The following is a 21,909-nucleotide window of genomic DNA, read 5'->3' on the forward strand; positions in this document are numbered from 1 at the left end:
TTAGTAACGAAACTCGTTAGGGATATCCGACGCTTCCTTGGATAAGGCTGGCTTGCGCCCACGCCCTTTCTGGTACTGCTTGAGCTGGTAAATATACGCCAGTACCTGTGCCACGGCGGCAAATAGCCCATCAGGGATCTGCTGCTCGAGTTCGGTGGTGTGATATAGGGCCCTCGCCAGTGGCGGCGCAGGGACAATTTCGATCTCGTGTTCGTTGGCGATTTCACGGATTTTCAATGCCAAGAAGTCGGTTCCTTTCGCAATGACCACCGGTGCCGAGTCAATCTTGGAGTCATAGCGCAGTGCGACAGAGAAGTGCTCCGGGTTGGTGATCACCACATCGGCCTGAGGGACATCCGCCATCATTCGCCGCTGTGCCATTTCACGCTGGAGCATACGGATACGGCCCTTCACTTCCGGCTTACCTTCCGAGTCCTTGAATTCGTCCTTCACTTCCTGCTTGGTCATCTTGAGCTGTTCATTGTGCTGCCAGATCTGGAACGGGATATCGATAGCAACCACAACTAACAGGGAGCAACTGATCAAAAAAATGAAATTGAGTAAAATATCCAGTGCGTGAGCAATATTTTGTGGATACACCTCGCGGCTAAGTTGATAGAAATCGGTCAAGCTGGCCTTGAGCAGGAAGAAGGCGACCCCAACCACCAACAGAACTTTGAGGATCGACTTAATCAACTCAACCAAGCTCTGCTTGCCCATCATCCGCTTGAAGCCGCTGATCGGGTTCATTTTGGACAGCTTAGGGGCTGCCGCTTGTGACGAAAAGCGGATCCCACCAAGGCCCGTGGCGCCAATAAAAGCGGCGACATACACAAAGAGCAAAAAGATGAATAACGGAAACAGCACATTACCGAGAGCCGACACTATCAAGCCAAACAGCTGTGATAGATCGAAGACTTCCTCTCGGGTTAGGCTGAACAGTCTTGTCATGACCTCACCGATACCGCGGCCAAGCGCCTCACCAAACCACATCATACCGACGGCGCCAGCCACCAGCACAGCAATTGATGCCAGCTCCCTCGACCGGGGAACCTGTCCTTTTTCGCGGGCCTGATCCCGCCTTCGGGGCGTGGCCTCTTCGGTTCTTTCTTGTCCGTCAGACTCTGCCATTAGCGCCTCTGCCTAGCAATCTAGCCGAATTAAACTACACACTTGCTCGACACCTACCTGCCAGATCGTTTCGTAGTGCGGCAAAATACCTGCAATCAAGAACCAGCTGATCACAAAACCCAGCAAAAGGGCAAATGAAAAGCCGAGGGCAAAAATATTCAGCTGCGGCGCTGCCCGGGTCATGACACCAAACGACATATTGACCACCAACAAGGCCACCACACCAGCAATTGCCATGCTAAGGGCAAACTTGAACATATGGCCGAACCACTGCGCCATCTGGTAGTAATCACCGGCTTCGAGCATCGACTTGCCTACAGGCAAGGTATGGAAACTCATCGCTACCAGCTTGAGCATCATTAAGTGGCCATCTGTGGCCAAGAAAATCATCACCACCAGGAACATGTAGAACTGACCCAGCACCGGGGTATTCTGACCGTTAGACGGGTCAACCATAGAGGCAAAACCCAAGCTTGACTGCATACCGAGGATCTGTCCCAGTAGAATAAAGGTCTGGGTGACAAAGGTGGTCACCATCCCCATCGCCACACCGATGATCACCTGCTGACCCGTGGTGATGAAGCCTTGCAGCGACATCAAGGGAATATCGACCGGGGCAACCGGCAAGACCGGTAACAGTGCAAAGGTAAACAGCAAGGAAACATAGAGACGAATTTTAGGTGCGACATAGCGGGCACCAAAAAATGTCATCACCATCATCATCGATGAGATCCGGGTCAGCGGCCAAAAAATCGTTGCCAGCCACTCCAATAGCAGGGGTGCAGGATAATTCATCATCAGTGCAGCAGTTGCGGGATATAATCAATCATCTGGTGGAAATAATCCATCAGCATCTGGGTCATCATATGGCCGAAGAACATCAGGGCCAGCAAGGTCACGACCAACCTTGGCAAGAAGCTCAGGGTCTGCTCGTTAATCGACGTTGCTGCCTGGAAGACCGCGACCACCAGGCCAATCAGCAAGCCCGGCACGACAATGGCGCAGACCATGATCAGTACCATATAGAGTGCATCTTGGAAGATTTCGACAAAAAACTCCGGCGTCACGTACCAAAACTCCCAGCCAAGGTCGATAGGATCAAGTTCCAGCCATCCACCAGCACAAACAGCATCAACTTGAACGGCAAAGAAACGATCATCGGCGAGAGCATCATCATACCCATGGCCATCAATACCGATGCCACCACCAAATCAATGATCAAAAAGGGCAAGAACAACATGAAGCCTATCTGGAACGCCGTTTTCAACTCTGAGGTCACAAAGGCCGGGATCAGTACCGTCATCGGTACTTCCTGCGGATCGGTGGCATTCGAGCCCGACATCTCGACAAAGGTTTCCAAGTCTTTGACTCGAGTCTGCTTGAGCATGAACTGCCGTAGCGGATCTTGAGCCGCTTCCAACGCTTGGCCAGCACTCATTTGTTCGTTGATATAAGGTTGCACCGCTTCGGTGTTGATCTTGTCGAGCACCGGCGACATCACGAAAAATGTCATAAACATAGCGATACCGATAATGACCTGATTCGACGGTGTCTGTTGCAAGCCCATCGCCTGACGCAATATCGATATGACCACCACGATCCGGGTAAAGGAGGTCATCAGGATCACAATGGCCGGCAAGAATCCCAATGCGGTCATCAAGGCAAGGATTTGCAGGGTAACCGAGTAATCCTCGCTGCCATCTGGGTTTACCGTCACCGAGAAAGCCGGGATACCACTTCCCCCGCTTCGGGTCAGTGCCATCGCGGTTGAACCGGCTTCGTTTTGCATCTCGCTCAATGTCGCGCCCGGCTGAGCAGCAGCACCTTCAGCCAAACCCGCTGCCGTTTCTGCCGCAGCAGGAAACACCAACAAAAGCGAAAAAGCCGCCAATAAGGCGGCAATGAAATTAGTTCTTATCATTTTTTCTCAACAGCTTTCCCAGCTGGCTGGCAAATTCTCCGCCATCCTGACCTTGCTCGGAAACAATAGGATTATCGAGTTTTCCAAGCAGCGAAATATTATGTTGGGTCACCCCGACCAGCATCTGTTCTTCACCGACCTGCAACAGAACGATTCGTTCACGCTGGCCAACCGGCAGCTGGCGCAAAATACGAATGGCGCTATCACCGCCCTGCAAACCGGGTAGCTTCATCCTTTTGATGAGCCAAGCCAACAGAACGATAACCGCCAAGACCAACAACAGCGAAGCGAGCGTGGTCGCCAAATTCAATTCAGGCGCCACCATTAACGCAACTTCTTGATCCGTTCGGTCTGACTGATCACATCAGTCAGGCGAATACCGAATTTGTCATTGACCACCACGACTTCGCCGTGGGCAATCAGGGTACCGTTAACCATCACATCCAGTGATTCACCGGCGACACGATCGAGCTCTACGACTGAGCCCTGGTTAAGTTGCAGCAAGTTTCGAATACTGATTTGCGTCCGGCCAACTTCCATCGAGATGGTCACCGGGATATCCAAGATAGTATCGAGTTTGCGGCGTTCATCTTCGCCAATCGGAGCCGATTCATCGGTCAGCTCTTCCAGCGGCGCCGGCTGCGCCCCTTCATCACTGGCCTGTTCAGCCAAAGCCGCCGCCCAATCGTCGGCAATTTGTTGATCATTATTAGACATGTTTGTACCTATTCGGATCTCGTCCTTAATTGTCTGTATCGTCACTGTGAAGGTTCAACAGTGCCGAGCCTAGTTCATCGCGATCGAGGAAAGCCAAATCGCTTTTTACCATATCCGGACGCTTTAATTTTTCGGTGATCTTCAGTGCGATGTTCTCACCCGATTTACCCATTTTGGCGCGGTAGGTTGGCAAGTCTTCGACAAAGACCGTTGCCGCTTCCGGCACATCAATCGGGATCACGTCCCCCGGCTGAAGCTCCATCAAGTCACGCAGGGTCAGGTCAACATCGAGCAACTTGGCCCGCATATTCACCGGCACATCCATGATTTCATCACGCAACGCCTTGCTCCAGCGGACATCGGTATCCATCTTGTCACTCTGGACACCGGCATCGAGCAATTCGCGGATCGGCTCAACCATGGAGTAAGGCATCACCACATGGAAGTCACCACCGCCGCCGTCAACCTCGATATGGAACGAGCTGACGACAATCACTTCGGTCGGGCTGACGATATTGGCCATCGTCGGGTTCACTTCAGAGTCGAGGTACTCGAATTCGACCCCCATCACCGGTGACCATGCCTCGCGGTAATCCTCAAACACCAGCTTCAGCAGCATCTGAACAATGCGACGCTCAGTCGGCGTAAATTCACGCCCTTCAATCTTGGCGTGGAAACGACCATCGCCACCAAAGAAGTTCTCCACCAAAATGAAGACCAGTCGGGCTTCCATGGTGATCAGTGCAGTGCCCTTCAGCGGGCGGAAGCGCACCATATTCAAACTGGTCGGGACATACAGGGTATTCTGATACTCGCCAAACTTGAGCATCTGTACCCCATTGATAGAAACTTCGGCTGTTTTTCGCAACATATTAAACAAGCTGATCCGCATATGGCGGGCAAAGCGCTCGTTAATCAGCTCCAGTGTGGGCATCCGCCCACGGACTATCCTGTCTTGTGATGAAAAATCAAAAGCCATAACGCCAGTTTCATTCTGGCCACCGTCATCATCATCATCGACATCGTCAACACCGTGTAAGAGGGCGTCAATTTCGTCCTGAGTTAATAAGTCACTCACATAAAACCTATTGCATTACAAAACCAGTAAACAGTACCCGCTCAACAGCTTGTCGCCCGGATACCTTGAGCAGAGCCTCTTGGACCGCCGCCAACGACTGGCTACGAAGATCCAATCGTCCTGTCGGCGTTCTCAATTGCTCAACCGTTGCAGCACCAAATGTCTGCAACAACGTACTTTCTATCAGCGGTATATGCTGACGGGCGACAGCTTCATTGCTATCCCCCCTGACCATAAGCTGAACTTTGACCTGCACCAACCTGTCACGCGCGTCACCACTAACATTGAAAATAAAAGGTTGGGGCAAAATAACATAGTAGGCTGATTCCACCACCGCCGGTGCTGATGGGGTCGCCGAGCCGGACTGCGCGGTTTCAGGCTCCGTCGATGAGTCACTGAAGAAAAACCATGCTCCAGCGCCGCCTCCTGCAAGCAGAACAACGGCCAGCACGGCAATAATAATGAGCTTTTTCTTACCGCCTGGTTGTGCTTCATCTGCCATCTATAATTCGTCCTTTGTGTTTATTCATTTTCGTACTCGGCCAGTTTAACAGACAGAACACCTAGGCATAATAATCAACACCGTCTTTTGGTGCCGTCATCCACAAATCCGCACTACTGCCCGGGTTGTTGTTGCCAGCAGTCAACTCATGGGCGGCTGCCTGGCCTGAGACTTGTTCACCATTCTGATGAGAAGAGCCGGACTGATGCGAAGAGCCTGGCTGACCATTGGGTTGCTGCTGCGAACCACCCGCAAACTGACGACTGCTATCCTGCTGAACCGTACTTTGCGCTAGCTGCAATCCCTGTTGCTGCAGCAGTTCCCGCAGACGCGGCATCGCTTGCTCAACCAGATCCCTTGATTGTTGGTTGGCAACAGTAATTTGCACCGATGCCTGATCGTTATTCATCGATAATTTGATCTGCAACTTGCCAAGTTCTGGCGGATCAAGACGGATATCAACATGCTTAAGGTTCTTCGACATCATCATCTGAACCCTGTCCGCCAATTGTTCCCCGCCTTGCTCTTTGCTCAACAGCAAAGGAGGTTGAGTCGTTCCTGGCTTTTCACCCTCGGTCACCAATATCCCCGCCGCCGTTCGGTGCGCGGTATGTGGCCCGTGAATCTCACCCTGACTCGCGATTAAACCGTCTTTCAAGGCATCCCCCTTGGTGCTTGAAGCATCATCGAGCGAAGCCGCAGCCAGTACCCCCACACTGCCTTTCGCTAGCTGCGACCCTTTCAATGTCTCGGATGAAGATGATTGCCCCATCAAAGCCGCTAGTTCGCTGTTCGGCGATGAATGAAATGCTGACTTTCCCTGAACGGTTTTAAGCTCGGCAGGCTCGCCATTGGTCAACGCCATCCCTGATAAGGCAACTTTACCCGCCTGCTCGCCTTTTACCGGCTTGCCATCGGCCAGTACCGCGCCATCTTTCTCTTGTGCCACCAGCCCTTCAATCCCAATGGCAGCTTTGCCAGCAGGGTCTTTCCCCATGGCGATATCTTTACCCACCGCGTCTTTGCTAACCGCGTCTTTACCAAATATTGTCTCTTTACCATCAGCGCTGCCTTTGTCGGTCATTGCCTCTTTGGTTAACGCTTCTGCATCAGGCGGCAACAACTTGCCATCTGTGCCCGCGAGTTGACTGTGTGATGCTGATAAACGCTGAAGGAGCTCTTCGCCTTCGCTCATGGATGACTTGGCGTTATCAGTGTTGGCTATCGATGATCCTGCAAGTTGAGCAGCTACTGCGGTTGCAACCGCATCATCACCGGATAACGCATCGTCCGCTTGGCTGCCGGTTTGGTCCCCGGCCTTTTTGCCACCCGATTCAGCCAGTCCTTCAATCTCCTGACTGCCATCCTTAATTAATTCTTTTTTATCAATATGCTGTGCTACATCATCAATGGTTTCACTCGTCCCCATCGATGGCTTTTGTGTGCTAGACACTTTGCTATCTTCACCTGTGGTTTTCGCCTCGGAGTCCAGTGCAGCCGATTCCGCTGTTGGCTCTTTACCCATAGCCCCTTGCAGAGTTTGGCTAAAGCCCTTTTCCGGCACAGCGTCCAATTCGCCCGGCTGGCCTTCAGTCGCCGCAGAGGACTTTGATGCTCCCGGAACGGTATCCGTTTTGAATATTTGAGATAAAAACATAATGAAGATCGCGCTTTGACAGTGGCCTATGGCGGTTAACAATGCAAAAAATGCGCCAATATATGAGTCTTTGCTCAACCCTCATTCGAGCAACAGGCTAACACGCCCCCCGTTAGTGACCCATTAGCCGACGGGCATATTGCATAGTGGCAAACTCATCCATCATTTTTTGCTCTTGCTTATCCAGCAAGCGCTGCCGCTCTGTCTGTTTCTTGTCGATTAACCACTCTATGGAGCGCCGTTGTTTGCGCATTTCCTGCCAATGCCGACTGCATTGTTCGACCTGCTGGTCGAAATGAGCACCCGCACTCCTCTGCTTAACCAAGGTTTCATCAAGCTGATTTAAGAACTTTTGCAGATGGTTGTATGCGCTGGCAGTTAACCCCTGTTGGCCCCGTTCTGATAATTGACGGCAATAATCCAACCGGTATTTTTCTATCTGCTGCAGTTGCTGCAAGTAGTTTTCGCGCTCGATACGGGCTTGGTTCAGTGCCAGCGAGGCTTTGTGCTCTGCATCTGCGCTCTGGGTTAAAATCAGCTCTAGTGCACTATCGGCTGCCATCACTTTCTCCTGGCAAATTCTTCCACCATCTATTTAGCAATGGCTGTTCGCTGTTGTAATCGCTATCTATTGCCCACTCAATACGGAACGCAACATGTTGACACACATCTCGTAGGGGACGGCCTCTTTCATTGACTGTTGCATATAGCCATCCAATCGAGGCTTTAAGGCAAACGACTGATCGATGGCCTGATCGGTACCGGGCTTATAGGCGCCGATTGATACCAAATCCTGATTCTTGCGGCAGATCGACAGCACTTGCCTCACCGCCTTGGACATCATCAGGTGCTCTTCGCTCACAATGGCTGGCATCACTCGGCTCACCGAACGCTCGACATCGATCGCTGGATAATGGCCCGCATCAGCAAGTTCCCGTGATAGCACGATGTGGCCATCCAAAATAGCCCGAGACGCATCGGCGATCGGATCTTGCAGATCATCCCCTTCGGTCAGCACGGTGAAAAAAGCGGTAATAGAGCCTTGTTGCTCACTACCATTACCCGCCCGCTCTACAAGTGCTGGCAATTTGGCAAATACCGAAGGCGGATACCCCTTGGTGGCTGGCGGTTCGCCAACAGAAAGGGCGATCTCTCGCTGAGCTTGGGCAAAGCGGGTCAGTGAGTCCATCAATAGCAGGACATCCAAGCCCTGGTCCCGGAAATATTCCGCGATCGTCAGGGCCGTTTGGCACCCTTTCAGTCGCATCAAGGGTGATGCATCGGCAGGAGCCGCCACAACAACTGCGCGCTGGCGCCCTTCCGTGCCAAGGATTTCATCGATAAATTCTTTGACTTCTCGGCCTCGCTCGCCGATAAGGCCAACGACAACAACTTGTGCCGTGGTACCCCGGGTCATCATCCCCAGAGTCACCGATTTACCGACACCGGAGCCAGCAAACAGGCCGATCCGCTGCCCCTTGCCGACAGTCAGCAGGCCGTTAACGGCCTTCAGACCGACATCCAGTGGTTCTTTGATCGGTTTTCTGGCCAGCGGGTTTATCGGCTCGGCATTAAACGCCGCCCGCTTGCCAGTAAAGATATCACCAAGGCCATCAAGAGGATTACCCACGCCATCGATGACCCTGCCAAGCAGCTCCATACCAACCGGGATCCCCCCCGCTTCGGTGATCGGCGTCACCCTTGCACCGGGCATGATGCCGGTCAGCTGCTCGCTAGGCATTAGAAATAAAGTTTCGCCAGAGAAGCCGACCACTTCGGCTTCCATCTCGCCAGTAAGGGTTTCCACCTTACACAGACTACCGACAGGAGCCCGGCACCCAATCGCTTCCAGGGTCAGGCCAACTACGCGTACCAAGCGGCCAGATGCCACCGGCCTACATGCCGTATTGGCGGTTTTATAGCGGGTTAAACGTTCAGCCAGATTGGCCATCAGCCTTCTCCGGGCTCTTTGCCTGTATCTTTACAAGCGGTAGGCTGGGGCTGGTTATTGAGGCCAACAAATTGCTCTAGCAAATGGCGCAATCGGTTTTCCATCTGATAGTCGATGGTCGAATTGCCTGATTCGACAAACAGATCCCCCCGGTTCATTGCCGGCTCAGCCTGAAGCGTCCACTGCCGCTCTGCCAAGTTCTCGGGACCGTACGCCTGTTTGATAACGTCCAGATCTTCGGGATGCAGTTGAATCGTGGTTTGCTGCCCGGCCATCGGCAGCGCAGCAATCCCTTCACGCAGGGTTTGCAAAATCACTTGAGGATTGGTTTTCAGTTCGACCTGAACCAACTCACGGGCCAAGCTGGTCACAAGCTGAACCAGCTGCTGCTCAACCGCGTCATCGATTTGCTGCAGCGGAGTCGCTAGCTTTTCGACTAGCTGGGCTAAGTGGCCGACCTGCTCGTCTATTTGTGCTTTTCCTTGCTCTAGCCCCTGCTCCAGCCCTTGGGCCAGACCTTGCTCTAGTCCCTGCTGCTGACCTTGCTCGAGTCCCTGCTGCATGCCTTGTTCAAAGCCTTCACTGTGACCAGCAGTACGGCCCTCACCAATCCCTTCTTCATAGGCTGAGTGGCGAATTTCATCCAAATCGGCCGCAGTAAGCGGTGGCACTTCAGGCTCTTCGTCAAGCGGCTCTACCTGCCACTCGGGCTCGTAGTTAAAGGCATTTTCAGCAATGCCTTCATGTTCAGAGGTGTAATCCGGGTAGGCCCAACGCTCAAGCTCTTGCGCCTGATGTTCAGGTACACGGAGGAAGCCGCGACGGCGATCCACAGGGCGGTCAGTCGACATAAGCAGCCTTTAAACGGTGTAAACCCAGTGGGTTATTACAAGAATTCATCCGCACCGCCCCCGGTCAGCATCAGCTCGCCGGCATCTGACAAGCGACGGGCAATCGATAGGATCTCTTTCTGGGCAGACTCGACGTCAGCCACACGGATTGGTCCCATCGCCTCAAGATCATCTTGTAGCATTTCAGCCGCGCGCTTGGACATATTACGCATGATTTTCTCGCGCAGCGTATCATCAGCCCCCTTAAGGGCTTTCTGCAATAGCTCTTGCGGGACATCACGCATCAGAGTCTGGATACCGCGGTCATCGACTTCGGCAAGATTATCGAAGACAAACATCAGATCTTCAATTTGGGTCGCCATGTCTTCATCATTGTCACGGATTTGATCCATGAGCGCGCCTTCAACATTGTTGTCGAGGTAGTTCATGATCTCAGCCGCCGCTTTCAGGCCGCCAATCTTCGCCGCCTGGGCACCGGCTTGTCCGGCAAACTGTTTCTCCATGATATCGTTCAATTCATGCAGTGCCGCCGGCTGAACTTCTTCAAGGTTGGCAATTCGCATCATCAAATCCAAACGCACCCGCTCTGGGAACTGCGCCAGAATCTCTGCTGACTGCTCAGGTTCGAGGTAAGACAGAACAATGGTTTGGATCTGGGGGTGTTCGTTAAGGATGATACTGGCCACTTGTCGCGGATCCATCCACTTAAGGGAATCAAGACCTCGCGAGCCACTGCCCATCAGGATCTGATCAACAAGGTTGTTTGCCTTGTCTTCACCCAATGCAGCGATCAGTGTATTACGGACAAAGTCTTCGCTGCCCATACCGATACTGGTATATTTCTGGATATCTTCAAGGAAATGGCGATGAACAGCAGACACTTTTTCTTGGTTTAGATCTGCCATTTGTGCCATCACACCACCCACCCGCTGCACCTGCTTCGGCTCAAGGTGGCGAATAATACTGGCTGCATCCTGCTCATTGAGGCTCAGCAGCAAAATCGCGGCTTTATCTGCCCCGGTCAGGGTGGTGATATCAAATTTCTTGCTGTCTGTGGTTGCGACTTCATTAGCCATCTTCAGTTACCCAACTTTTAACAACCTGCGCTGCCAGATCCGGCTCGTTAGCCACGAGGGCACGTACCGCTTTTAGCAAATCTTCATCTTTATGCAGGTTTGGTAGATCCAGATTGCTACTGCTTAGCTCTAGCGTTTCTACGCCGTCAAGCTCGCTGCCAATCAGATCAATGGTGTCTTGACCACCAGCAGCGACAGGCAAGCCATTCTCGTCCAGAGGCGTACCGTCAGCCGATTGGTTCGGATACAGTAGCTTACGCATCGCAGGGCGTACCATCACCACCATGATCACTATAATCACAAGGGCAGCGGCAAGCCAACGAACCCAAGTGTTGAAGTTCGGATGATCCCAAATCGGCAGGTCCGCCACCATTTGCTCATCTGGTATGGCAAACGGCACTGAAATAACTTCCAGCATGTCGCCACGCATTTCAGAAAAACCGACCCCACCTTTGAGCAAGCGGGAAATTTTGGCCAACTCGGCTTCACTCAGTGCAACTCGGGTTAGCTCTCCGGTTTCTGGGTTTTGTACCTGCTTGTAATCAATCGCGACCGACACTGTCTGGCGGTCAACCGTACCGGTTTGTGCCCGGCGGTGCCTGATGGTGGTATCCAGCTCGTAGTTGCGGGTCGCTTCACGGTGCACGGAGTTATTCCCCGCACTGCCGCCCGACTGTAGTTCAGCCACTTCCTGCGGAATCGCACTGTCTGCCGGTGGCTGGTTACTCAAGGCCCCAGGAATACCCGCGACCATGTTGCCATTGTTAATGTCTTCTAGCGTATATTCACTGCGTGTTGACTGTGACGCCGGATCATATTGCTTGCGGGTTTCTTCCACCGCGCTGAAGTCCATCGACACATCAACCTGCGCGGTATAGTTGCCAAGCCCCAACACAGGGATCAGAATCGCATCGATTTTCTCACGCAGCGCCTGCTCTTGCTTGCGCTCCAATTCGTATTCTTTGCGGCGGGCCGTTGCCTGCGGATCGGCCGTTCCCGAACTGAGCAAACGGCCGTGCTGATCGGTAACAGTGACACGGGTCGGTTTAAGTCCCGGTACAGCAGTGGCAACCATATCTACAATCGAATCAACTTCCTGCTGACCTAAGCTGGCGCCAGTAGACAAGGTTAAAAATACAGTGGCAGACGCTTCCTGATTGTGGCGAACAAACACACTTTGCTTTGGCATCGCCAGCAGCACTTGGGCCTGACGAACCTGACGAATTTGCTCAATTGCCCGCGCCAGCTGGCGCTCACGGCTGAGTTTCAAGCGTTCTTGCTCAAGGCGCTGTGACACACCAAATCCCATGTCCTGCAACAGGATGTCATCGCCCATCGCAGAAGCTTGGTTCAAGCCCGCCCGGGTTAATTCCAGCTTAATTGCAGAGAAGTTGTCGGCAGGTACACGGATAGTGTTGCCATCTAGGGTATAGTTGATTTTTTTCTGATCGAAATGATCAAGAATAGGGATCAGCTCTGCCGTTTCATAGGTCCCCAGCGGCCGCATTTCCGGCTCTTTTATCCAAGAAACGACAAGGACAATCAAAGCGACGCAAATAGCGACCGACAGAACCAGAACGACCTGACGAAGCACATCCAGATTCCCCAGCATGCTATCGACACGCGAGGCCCCCTTCTCTTCAGCATCCGGGTTCTGAAGCACAGATTCACTGTCCGCCATAACCGCTGTCGATGGTGAATTGCCAGCCACAGCGAGCTCGTTGTTAGTTGATGGTTCCGACACGCACTATATTCCTAAATTAGACCGGCATATTCATGAGTTCTTTGTACGCTTCGACCATTTTATTGCGTACCTGTACCGTCGCTTCGAAGGCAACGCTGGACTTGTTGCGCGCAATCATGACATCAGACAGGGAAACACTGCGGTCGCCTTGGTCGAAACGTGTTGCTAGCTCGCTAGATTGTGACTGGATCTGATTGACGCCTTTGATGGCATCGCCCAGCATTGCGCCAAAATCCGCACTGACCTGTTGACCTGTTGCCGGGCGGGATGCATTGGTTGCTTCCAGTTGCATGGCCTGCATTTCGGCCTGAAATCCATTTACTTTCATTTCTCTCTCCTACCCGTCAAAATGTTGTCAGCCGAATAAATTTATTAATATTATTAAGTTAAGTATGAAGGAATTCGTCCATCATTACGGTGTTCAAACTGGGATATCTATTCCAGCATCACGCATTTTTGCCAATTTATAGCGCAGCGTTCTTGGACTTATCCCTAATTTTTCCGCGACATCCTTGCGCCGGCCATCGCAAGCACGAATGGTGTCTAGAATAATCGAAAACTCTTGTTCCCGCAGCTCATTTCCTAACCCATCCGCTGGCGTTGCCATTTTTACCGTCTCAGCAACCTGCTGCTCTGTTGCCACACTCGGCACGGCATGTGATACACCGGTTGCCTCATAGCCCAAATGCGTACTCGCCATCGGTTCAAGCAACGTCTGCAAGCCATCGGCCTGCAACCAATCCAGCCCTTCGAGCAAGATATCAGATTCCGCCACCGATTGACCCTGGCACAAGATCAGTGCCCGTTGGATAACGTTATCGAGCTCCCGGACATTGCCCGGCCAAGTGTACTGCTTGAGTTTACCCATTGCAGCGGGTGAAAACTCAGGTACCAGCTGCCCCTGCTTGCTACAATGACGCTCCATCAAGTATTGTGCCAACGGCTCAATATCACCCGGGCGTTCTGACAGTGCCGGCCACAGCAGCGGGAACACATTGAGGCGGTAATACAAATCTTCACGGAAATGACCTTGCGCAACATACTCTTTCAAATCACGGTTACTGGTTGCCAGTACGCGAACGTCCAACTTGATACTCTTACGACTACCCAAACGCTCAACCTCACGCTCCTGCAATACCCGCAGCAATTTGGCCTGTAAGTTCAAGTCCATTTCACTGATTTCATCGAGCAGAATTGTCCCGCCTTGGGCTTGCTCGAACTTACCAGGACACGCTTGGATGGCACCGGTAAACGCCCCTTTTTCATAACCGAACAGGGTCGCTTCAAGCATGTTTTCCGGAATGGCCGCACAATTAATCGCAATGAAAGGACCTTCACTGCGGTTGGAATTTTGGTGGATGTAGCGCGACATCACTTCTTTCCCCGAACCACTCGGGCCCAGCACCATCACACTCGCATCTGTTTTAGCGACCTTCTCGGCCAATGCCAGTAATTTCAATGATTTTTCATCAGCGGCTATGGTATGGCCATTTTCATTTTTCACCGGCGCATAGCGGCTGACCATATTGAGCAGCACTTCAGGGGCAAACGGCTTGGCCATATAGTCAATCGCACCGTCTTTCATCGCCGAGACGGCATCTTCGATATTGGCATAGGCGGTCATTAACAAAACCGGCAGTTTAGGCCAGTGCTGCTTGATGCTGCGTAACAAACCCAGACCATCCATACCGGCCATTTGAACATCCGACACTACGATATCGACCGTATTGGCTTTGAGCATCAACAAGGCCTGCTCGGCGCTGTCAGCCTCCAGCGAGTGGTAGCCGGCCAATGCCAGTGTATCCACCAAAGCTTCGCGCAACCCCTCGTCATCCTCGACGACCAAAACACGGTTTGGGTTCATAGTGTTACTCCTGTCGGGTCCAATTGTTGTTCATTGTGTGCTTCTTGAGCGGCATCCGCTTGCGGTAATGATAAGGTAAAGCAAGCGCCTTTTCCGAGCTCAGATTCCACTGTCAATCGCCCCTTGTGGGCGCTGGCGACCATTTGTACCACCGCCAACCCAAGTCCGGTTCCCTGTTGGCGCGTAGTATAAAAAGGCTCCAAGATTTTCTGTTGCATCTCAGGGGCTATGCCCGGTCCGTTATCCAAAACCGCCAAGTGGATCCAACCACCTTGCTCGACAACCTTCACCGCAACCCGACACTGCTTGCCCGCCATTTGGATTGCATTGGTGATCAAGTTGCTGACCGCACTCGCCAATGCGTTGGCATTGCCCAATAGCGGCAAAGATTCGTCGTCACAGTCAATACTGAAATCAACTTGGCTGCCCAGCACCTGTGCTTCGACCATGCTATCCAGCTCGTTGAGCAGGGTCTCGAGACTAAAGCACTCCACCACTTTGTTGTCGCCACCTTTGGCAAACAACAGCATGTCATTAACCTGCTTTTCCAAGTCGTGTAAACGATCGACGAGCTTGCCTTGAAAGCGATCTCGCATTGGCGCTGTCAAATTCGGTGCGGCCAAATTAGAGGCATATAACATCGCGCTGGATAGCGGTGTCCTCACTTGGTGTGCCAATGACGCCACCATCTTGCCGAGAGATGACAAACGCTGCATCTCACTGACCCGCGACTGCAGCAGACGAGTTTCTGTCATATCAGTGATGAAAATCAGCTGGCCGCTGTTCGATGCCGAGATAGCCAGCTTCACCCTGCGGCCATTTTTCAAGGAGATCTCATGCCCGTCATCGTCTCGGGGAGAGAAAGCCCGCTGTATAACATCCACCCAGCGTTGATCCACTAATGTTTGTTCAAAAAAAGGCTCACCAAGCAAACGGATCGCTTCGGGGTTGGCCTCGCGGACAATACCGCCCGGATCCAAAAAAATCACCCCAGATGGCATCACTTCCAGCACCTGCTGATAGCGACTAACTTGCTGTGACAATGTCCCCAAAGACGAACTTGAAGTAAGCGGTACGCTCTGGGCTGGCTGATTATCATCCATGGAAAACCTAATAAAACGAAAGTGGGCACATCAAGACGCGTGAAGAATTTAGCGATGCGCTCGGCGTGGAACGTCCAGCCGTACGCTTCAAAAAATGCCATTATAAAATGCTATAGACAAGAAGTATGCATGAATAGTGCCATGATTATATCTTTATTATCAGCACGTTACCTGGAGAGGAAGATAGAAAAAGGCGCCAATAAATTGGCGCCTTGGAAATGATGGTATTTTGACTAGCGACTTAAACCATATTTGCGCATTTTTTCAACCAATGTGGTGCGGCGCATCCCCAGCATGTCTGCTGCCCGGGCAACAACCCCGGCCTGCGCTTCTAGCGCCTGGCTGATCATGTCAATTTCTAGCTCTGCCAGCATTTCCTTCAAATTTACCCCTTCCGGTGGTAAATCACTGTGGTTCTGGGCATCATCCAGCTCCGAACTCTGGCTGCTGAACATATCAGCCAATGCCAGCCTTTCATGATCGTCAACCGATAGGAAGTTTTCTTCCGGCTGAAATTCAGGGAACTGACTGTAGCGATACTTCATCGGCAGGTGACTGATGTCTACCATTTCGCCCGGATAAAGAATGATCAAACGCTCAACCAAGTTAGCCAACTCACGAATATTGCCCGGCCAATCATGCTCCATCAAAGACGTGACAGCACGAGGCGTAAAGTGGATAGGCTTGGCGCCCTGAGCCTCCATCCGAGCCAACAGCTCTTGCAGCAGCAAAGGAATATCTTCCATTCGCTCGCGCAGTGCCGGCATCTCAATCGGGAAGACGTTCAATCGGTAGTACAGATCTTCGCGGAATTTTTCATCGGCGATCATAGACTCGAGATCACGGTGCGTTGCCGCCACAATGCGCACGTCAGCTTTGATCGTTTCGCTACCGCCCACACGCTCAAAGCAGCGCTCCTGCAATACACGTAATAGTTTCACTTGCATGGACATTGGCATGTCGCCAATTTCATCCAGGAACAAGGTCCCCCCTTCGGCCAGTTCAAAACGGCCCTTACGCGCAGAAACGGCACCGGTAAAGGCCCCTTTTTCGTGACCGAAAAGTTCGCTTTCCAACAGATCAGGAGGGATCGCACCACAGTTAACCGGCACAAATGGCCCTTTGCCACGCGTCGAGTGATAGTGGATATTACGCGCGACCACCTCTTTGCCGGTGCCTGACTCACCAAAAATCAACACGCTGGCATCTGTCGAGGCAACTTGCTCCATCAAATGGCGGATCTGGCTAATGGCTTCGCTGCGCCCAACCATGCTGCGGAACAAGGTATTCTTGCGGCCCAAAGAGGGGAGTTGGAAAGTTTGCTTGCCCAAAAACTCTTTGCAATGGCGGAAGGCGTCCATCAATTGGCCATAGTGCAATGGCTTATCGAGGTTACCGATATAGTTAGGTAAAGACGCCAGCTCAGTTTCATGATCACCCATGGAGATCACGGGAATGTGATGATGGGTTCGCAAAAAATTAAGCAGCGTGCTCAATGACTGACTGGAACTGACCTTGCCAAGTAAACATGCGCCCCACTCTTTTTCACAGTGCGAACTGTTAACCTCTAGAGACGAATAAGCCTCATACTGCTCACCAATAAAGGAAAGGATCACGCTTAAATCATGGCGATGCTGCTGGTCATCATCAATAACGAGGGTATGAACTTGCATAGAAAAGAGTTTGCCTGCCTACTTAGAGTTATTTCGTGCTGGCATTATCGACTTTCATATTCAAAAACTATGAAAAAAACTGCCTAATGCGACGAGAAACCACTTCAAATCTTATCTGACCATTGTAATTAAAGTACAGAATAAGGCAACCAACGGTGGGCAAAAGCTGTGAAGCTATCCCAATGAAAAACCCGCAGGGATAGCTATCGAATGGATTTTATACTGGAGAGATCAGCGAATCCCCCCCGACAATAGTATTGTCAGGCTGTTATGATTCCTCTGCCAGATGATGGTACTCAGCAGGGATTTGCTCCCATGCTGACTTGATTTCACGTAGCAAATCGACCACTTCGGTGAAGTTTTCCGGCTGGTTGTTCGAGCTGCCGTCAATAACGTGGCGCATCATGAAGTCATACAGGCTATCTAGGTTGGTTGCGATATCACCGCCATCTTCCATCGACAGGCTATCACGCAATGTACCGATGATAGCCAGCGCCTTAGACACTCGCTCACCTTTCATTGCAACATTGCCCATTTCCATTGCAGCTTTGGCCTGGACCAAGCGCTCAATAGCACCGGTTAGCAGCATCAACACCACACGGTGCGGCGATGCACTGGCCAACTGAGAATTAACTGACACTTGTTTATATGCCTGAAGTGAACCACGCATGGCTATTTCCTATTTATTTTTGATACATTTTATAGACAGAAACCGATTTTTTGCCTTGCTTGGCCGTTAGTAGTTTCTGCCTGATCCGTGCTTTGTTTTGTTCCAGCAATGCTTTCAATTCACGGGTACGTTGCTGGACGTCCTCAAACGTTTCCCGGCTGAGTTTTTCTTGGTCAGCCAGAATTAATTTGACCCGCTCATGCCTTGCAGCGACAAGTTGTTCGAGCTGCTCTGGGAAATCATCTGGGTAATCCTCAAGCTCGAGCAAGGCTTTGATATGTTGTTCTAGTTTCGCTAACTCTTGCATGTTTCACCTTTAGAAAACCAGCATACTCATCATAGTGCTGAGTTCGTTGTTCATTTTGTAGATGGCGGCATCCATGGCGGAGAGCTGACGATAGGTCCGCTCTTCAAAAGCTTCCATCCTTTCATCCAACAGTGCCAGATCATCTTCCAGACGCTTTTGCTGATCTTTAAGGCTGTCTTCACGGCTGGTAATTGTGCCCTCTGTGCCAACAAAACCATCCAGTAAATTATCAGCTTTTTTAAGAAAACCTTCATCACCATTAAAAAATAAACCAAAAGCGGTAAAATTATCTTCCAGAGAAGCCTTGAGAACTTCATCATCGATTTCAACTTTACCCTCACGGGTTGTGGTTACTCCGAACTCTGACAACAAAATCATTTGATCATTGATGATAACAGGCTCATTCATCAAATTTCGCATTTGGCCAAGTAGCGAGCGGGATACACTATCACCGACTAGTGGCCCACCTTTCTGCTCATCAACATCGTACTTTGACTGGGACTCCACCATTTCATGTAAGCTATTGAAAGCTTCAACAAATTTAGATAACGAAGACTTTGCCTGATCCGTATCATTCGAGATTTCGATATTCACACTTTTCACTGAAATTTCATCAGTATCTTCGCCGGTGTTATACGTACCGGTTAATTTACTGACATCCAGCGTAACGCCTGCGATGGCATCTTCGAATTTATTGGTATCGCTGGTAATCGTCGAAAAGTTATCAATCCGAATTTCAGCGTCCTGCGCGGCCTGCATTTGAACCATATCCGGCGGTGGATTAGGGTAGGTAGGATCATCCCGATCTGGCAGGTTAGGGTCATACTGATATTCCAACTTGGTCAAATCACCGTTTGCCCCGGAAGCATCAATACTAATTTTCTGCTCTTCACCAGTTGCATTACCGGTAAAAACAATTTTGGAGCCTTCATTATCATTGATAACCGTTGCAGTAATACCTGGGTTATCCGCATGATTGTTGATAGCATCAAGGATATCATTGAGGTTACTACTATTCACATCAATATTAACTGTCATCGATTCATTACCGAGTCCGATAACTAACTCACCACTCCCCAAACTCGCATCAGGGTCAGCGTCAAAACTGTTAGAGCTTACTACTTTGTGATTCTGCGCCATCTGTAGTACTTCAACGGAAAAACGACCATTTTGGGCATTACTTTCGGCAGTAACGCTGACATAGCCAGAATCAGAAGAGGATGCTGATTTACTACTGAATGCTTCATCGTCAACAAAATCTTCCAACAAGTCTTGCAGAGTACTGGCTGAAGATTTCACCAAACCGTAGGCGCTTAAATTAGCATCGACTTTGGATTTCTCATCGGTGATACGAAGCTGTTTTGGAGTACGTTCAGCTGCAACCAATTGCTGGGTCATCCCGGCAACATCCAACCCCGAGCCTAAACCGCCTACCGATAAACCTGCCATGTATAACCTCTACCCATTCAGTCGTTGTGACTTGCCGCTTATTGCAGATGTAAAATCAAAGCAAAAATCAAGCCAAGTTAGATTTTCTCTTGAAATGAACTCACGGAATATTTCGATAAGTTTTCGTTTAGCTCTAAAAGCTCCTGCGCTGGGATCTGCCGGATTAAATCACCGCTGGTCTTGTCATAGATGTAGACGACCTGCTCACCGTGCTCCTCGTCATATTCAAACTTGAGTTCACGGTTAATCCGCTTTGACAAAGCTTCAATCTGTTCGCGGTGAAACTCATTGAGTTCATCTGCTGAAGGCTCACTCATTAATCGAAATGAATCTGCTTTTTCTGTTTGATTAACCGCGGACTTCAACGGCAATTCTGTTTTAGCCACATCAGTGCGCTTAGATGCATTCAAATCATTGAGAGAGGGAGCCGGCTTTACATTTGCAGATGTTACTGAAGAAAGAGAAGAAGCTGCGGGGTTATCTGATATTTTATCCATGATAAACACTTCTCCTTGATGCTTAAACAAACTTATTACAGAACAAAGGCATGGCCATATAGCCATGCCTCTTTTCTTTCAATGAATTACAATAGGCTTAGCGCCGCCTGTGGGTTCATCTTCGCCTGAGCAAGAATCGACGTTGATGCCTGCTGTAGGATCTGATTCTTCGTCAGGTCAGTCGTTTCTTTCGCGAAATCAACGTCCTTGATACGACTGTTAGACGCGTTCACGTTTTCGTTAACGTTCGCTAGGTTGTTCAGAGTGTGGTTCATACGGTTTTGGAAGGCACCCAAATCTGCACGCTGCTCATCCACCTGAGCAATAGCAGCATCAAGTACGTCAACCGCACTCTGTGAGCCCGCTTCAGTGGTTACATCGATACCCGCAACTGAGTCTGTTGTTGTACCAGCAGCAAGAGTCATTGCAGTACCATCAACAGATGCACTCATACCTTCGTTAAGCTTGGCGCCAGAGAAATCAATATTAAAGGATGAAGCTGTTGATACGGCTTGAGCTGTTTCACCACCAGAATTACCAAAGCCAACAGTTGAAGAACCTACATCAAGTGTACCAGCCGTCGCAGAGCTTAAATCTGCAGAAATATCTAAATCAGTACTGCCATCTAATGCCGTTAGTGTCAAGGTACCACCCGCTTCACTCACGGATACATTTTCTAGGTTACCGTTATCAATTTCAGCTTGAATCGCTGTTGCAACAGCAGCAGTATCAGCAGCATCAGTGATATCAACAGCAGCACCATTAATATCAAGGCTTGCAGCACCAGTTATTGCCCCCATGGCATCAATAGTTTGAGTCGCATGATTACCAGTGACCTTTACATCACTGATTCCCGAAACATTATTGATCTTGTTAGCAAGATCATCCGCTGTCATATCTTCATTTAAAGTAATATCGGTCGAATTACCGTTACCCAAATCCAACGTCATTGAGCCCGCTGCAGATGAATCACCGTTTGCTACTGTAGCCGTTGTTGTACCTGAACCGTCAAAACTTTGGTAAGTACGACCAATTGCGTGCGCTGAAACATCTTTCAATTCTAGTGACTGAGTTTCGTTTGAGTTGGCACCGATTTGGAAGTCCTGGGTTCCATAAGAGCCATCAAGCAACTTCTGACCACCGAAGGAGGTAGTATCAGCTATACGGTTAAGCTCTTCCTGCAAACTATCTACTTCTTTCTGGATTGCTTCACGGTCAGACGTTGAGTTTGAGCCGTTAGCAGACTGAAGTGACAGGTCACGCATACGCTGCATGATGTTGGTCGATTCTTGCATCGCACCTTCAGCGGTTTGCGCCATAGAGATACCGTCGTTGGCGTTACGCATTGCCACGTTCAAGCCGTTAGTCTGGCTGGTCAGACGGTTAGAGATTTGTAGACCCGCTGCATCATCTTTCGCACTGTTGATACGCAAACCTGAAGACAAACGCTCCATACTGCTGCTTACGTTGTTCGTTGCTGAACCTAGGTGACGCTGGGCCGTCATTGCTGAAACGTTAGTATTTACGGTAACAGACATATTTCGCTCCTTGTTGAGTTACAACCCAGCCTTAGCAGGGGGTAAATATCTATTTTTGTTTAAGTACTTCTTTTAACGGCACTGGTGAAAATACCTTTAGGATTTTTTTAAAAAAAGTTTTAAGTGCTGGGTGCTGGGTGCTGGGTGCTGGGTGCTGGGTGCTGGGTGCTGGGTGCTGGG

23 protein-coding genes are annotated in these 21,909 nt (G+C 50.6%); all 23 read right to left on the reverse strand.

The genetic code is table 11. From position 1 onward, the window contains the following. Positions 1-1,131, reverse strand: coding sequence for a flagellar biosynthesis protein FlhB (gene flhB / locus L4D79_RS18470; protein ID WP_428653036.1), 1,131 nt, complete (start codon positions 1,129-1,131; stop codon positions 1-3). Between the two features lie 12 nt (positions 1,132-1,143). Further along, entirely contained in the window at positions 1,144-1,926 is a 783-nt protein-coding gene (gene fliR / locus L4D79_RS18475; protein ID WP_428653080.1) for a flagellar biosynthetic protein FliR, read from the reverse strand. Positions 1,927-1,928: 2 nt separating this feature from the next. After that, complete coding sequence (gene fliQ / locus L4D79_RS18480) at positions 1,929-2,198, reverse strand: flagellar biosynthesis protein FliQ (protein WP_428653037.1); 270 nt, start codon at positions 2,196-2,198, stop codon at positions 1,929-1,931. Then, the gene (fliP, locus tag L4D79_RS18485; protein WP_428653038.1) at positions 2,195-3,052 is read right to left on the reverse strand and encodes a flagellar type III secretion system pore protein FliP; all 858 of its coding nucleotides are present in this window, start codon (positions 3,050-3,052) and stop codon (positions 2,195-2,197) included. Before fliP ends, fliQ begins: the two co-directional genes overlap by 4 nt. Next, positions 3,039-3,377 (reverse strand): flagellar biosynthetic protein FliO, encoded by a 339-nt coding sequence (fliO, locus tag L4D79_RS18490; RefSeq protein ID WP_428653039.1) that lies wholly within the window; start codon positions 3,375-3,377, stop codon positions 3,039-3,041. The genes fliP and fliO overlap by 14 nt, the downstream gene beginning before the upstream one ends. Beyond that, positions 3,377-3,769, reverse strand: a complete 393-nt coding sequence (fliN, locus tag L4D79_RS18495) for a flagellar motor switch protein FliN (RefSeq protein ID WP_428653040.1) — start codon at positions 3,767-3,769, stop codon at positions 3,377-3,379. Before fliN ends, fliO begins: the two co-directional genes overlap by 1 nt. A 25-nt stretch (positions 3,770-3,794) precedes the next feature. Next, positions 3,795-4,847 (reverse strand): flagellar motor switch protein FliM, encoded by a 1,053-nt coding sequence (fliM, locus tag L4D79_RS18500; protein WP_428653041.1) that lies wholly within the window; start codon positions 4,845-4,847, stop codon positions 3,795-3,797. Between the two features lie 7 nt (positions 4,848-4,854). Then, entirely contained in the window at positions 4,855-5,349 is a 495-nt protein-coding gene (fliL, locus tag L4D79_RS18505) for a flagellar basal body-associated protein FliL (RefSeq protein WP_428653042.1), read from the reverse strand. Positions 5,350-5,410: 61 nt separating this feature from the next. After that, entirely contained in the window at positions 5,411-7,006 is a 1,596-nt protein-coding gene (locus tag L4D79_RS18510) for a flagellar hook-length control protein FliK (protein WP_428653043.1), read from the reverse strand. Positions 7,007-7,118: 112 nt separating this feature from the next. Then, positions 7,119-7,568, reverse strand: coding sequence for a flagellar export protein FliJ (fliJ, locus tag L4D79_RS18515; RefSeq protein ID WP_428653045.1), 450 nt, complete (start codon positions 7,566-7,568; stop codon positions 7,119-7,121). A 66-nt stretch (positions 7,569-7,634) separates the two neighbouring features. Then, a complete protein-coding gene (gene fliI / locus L4D79_RS18520; RefSeq protein ID WP_428653046.1) occupies positions 7,635-8,957 on the reverse strand; it encodes a flagellar protein export ATPase FliI in 1,323 nt (440 codons plus the stop codon). Continuing rightward, positions 8,957-9,808, reverse strand: a complete 852-nt coding sequence (gene fliH, locus L4D79_RS18525; RefSeq protein WP_428653047.1) for a flagellar assembly protein FliH — start codon at positions 9,806-9,808, stop codon at positions 8,957-8,959. Before fliH ends, fliI begins: the two co-directional genes overlap by 1 nt. A gap of 35 nt (positions 9,809-9,843) precedes the next feature. Then, the gene (gene fliG / locus L4D79_RS18530; RefSeq protein ID WP_428653048.1) at positions 9,844-10,884 is read right to left on the reverse strand and encodes a flagellar motor switch protein FliG; all 1,041 of its coding nucleotides are present in this window, start codon (positions 10,882-10,884) and stop codon (positions 9,844-9,846) included. Then, positions 10,877-12,628 carry a flagellar basal-body MS-ring/collar protein FliF gene (fliF, locus tag L4D79_RS18535; protein ID WP_428653049.1) on the reverse strand — a complete coding sequence of 584 codons (1,752 nt, stop codon included), beginning with the start codon at positions 12,626-12,628 and terminating at the stop codon, positions 10,877-10,879. Before fliF ends, fliG begins: the two co-directional genes overlap by 8 nt. Before the next feature lie 16 nt (positions 12,629-12,644). Then, positions 12,645-12,956, reverse strand: a complete 312-nt coding sequence (gene fliE / locus L4D79_RS18540) for a flagellar hook-basal body complex protein FliE (RefSeq protein ID WP_428653050.1) — start codon at positions 12,954-12,956, stop codon at positions 12,645-12,647. 93 nt (positions 12,957-13,049) lie between these two features. Continuing rightward, positions 13,050-14,492 carry a sigma-54-dependent transcriptional regulator gene (locus tag L4D79_RS18545; RefSeq protein ID WP_428653051.1) on the reverse strand — a complete coding sequence of 481 codons (1,443 nt, stop codon included), beginning with the start codon at positions 14,490-14,492 and terminating at the stop codon, positions 13,050-13,052. Then, positions 14,489-15,595, reverse strand: a complete 1,107-nt coding sequence (locus L4D79_RS18550) for a sensor histidine kinase (protein WP_428653052.1) — start codon at positions 15,593-15,595, stop codon at positions 14,489-14,491. The genes L4D79_RS18545 and L4D79_RS18550 overlap by 4 nt, the downstream gene beginning before the upstream one ends. A gap of 233 nt (positions 15,596-15,828) precedes the next feature. Further along, positions 15,829-17,268, reverse strand: coding sequence for a sigma-54 dependent transcriptional regulator (locus L4D79_RS18555; RefSeq protein ID WP_428653053.1), 1,440 nt, complete (start codon positions 17,266-17,268; stop codon positions 15,829-15,831). Between the two features lie 268 nt (positions 17,269-17,536). Beyond that, complete coding sequence (fliS, locus tag L4D79_RS18560; RefSeq protein ID WP_428653054.1) at positions 17,537-17,938, reverse strand: flagellar export chaperone FliS; 402 nt, start codon at positions 17,936-17,938, stop codon at positions 17,537-17,539. Between the two features lie 13 nt (positions 17,939-17,951). Beyond that, entirely contained in the window at positions 17,952-18,245 is a 294-nt protein-coding gene (locus tag L4D79_RS18565) for a flagellar biosynthesis protein FliS (protein WP_428653055.1), read from the reverse strand. 9 nt (positions 18,246-18,254) lie between these two features. Continuing rightward, positions 18,255-19,694 (reverse strand): flagellar filament capping protein FliD, encoded by a 1,440-nt coding sequence (fliD, locus tag L4D79_RS18570; protein WP_428653056.1) that lies wholly within the window; start codon positions 19,692-19,694, stop codon positions 18,255-18,257. Between the two features lie 77 nt (positions 19,695-19,771). Beyond that, a complete protein-coding gene (locus tag L4D79_RS18575) occupies positions 19,772-20,191 on the reverse strand; it encodes a flagellar protein FlaG (RefSeq protein ID WP_428653058.1) in 420 nt (139 codons plus the stop codon). An 86-nt stretch (positions 20,192-20,277) separates the two neighbouring features. Further along, entirely contained in the window at positions 20,278-21,729 is a 1,452-nt protein-coding gene (locus L4D79_RS18580; RefSeq protein WP_428653059.1) for a flagellin, read from the reverse strand. Positions 21,730-21,909 lie beyond the last annotated feature (180 nt).

The organism is Photobacterium satsumensis, assembly GCF_050336935.1.
Lineage (GTDB): Bacteria > Pseudomonadota > Gammaproteobacteria > Enterobacterales > Vibrionaceae > Photobacterium > Photobacterium satsumensis.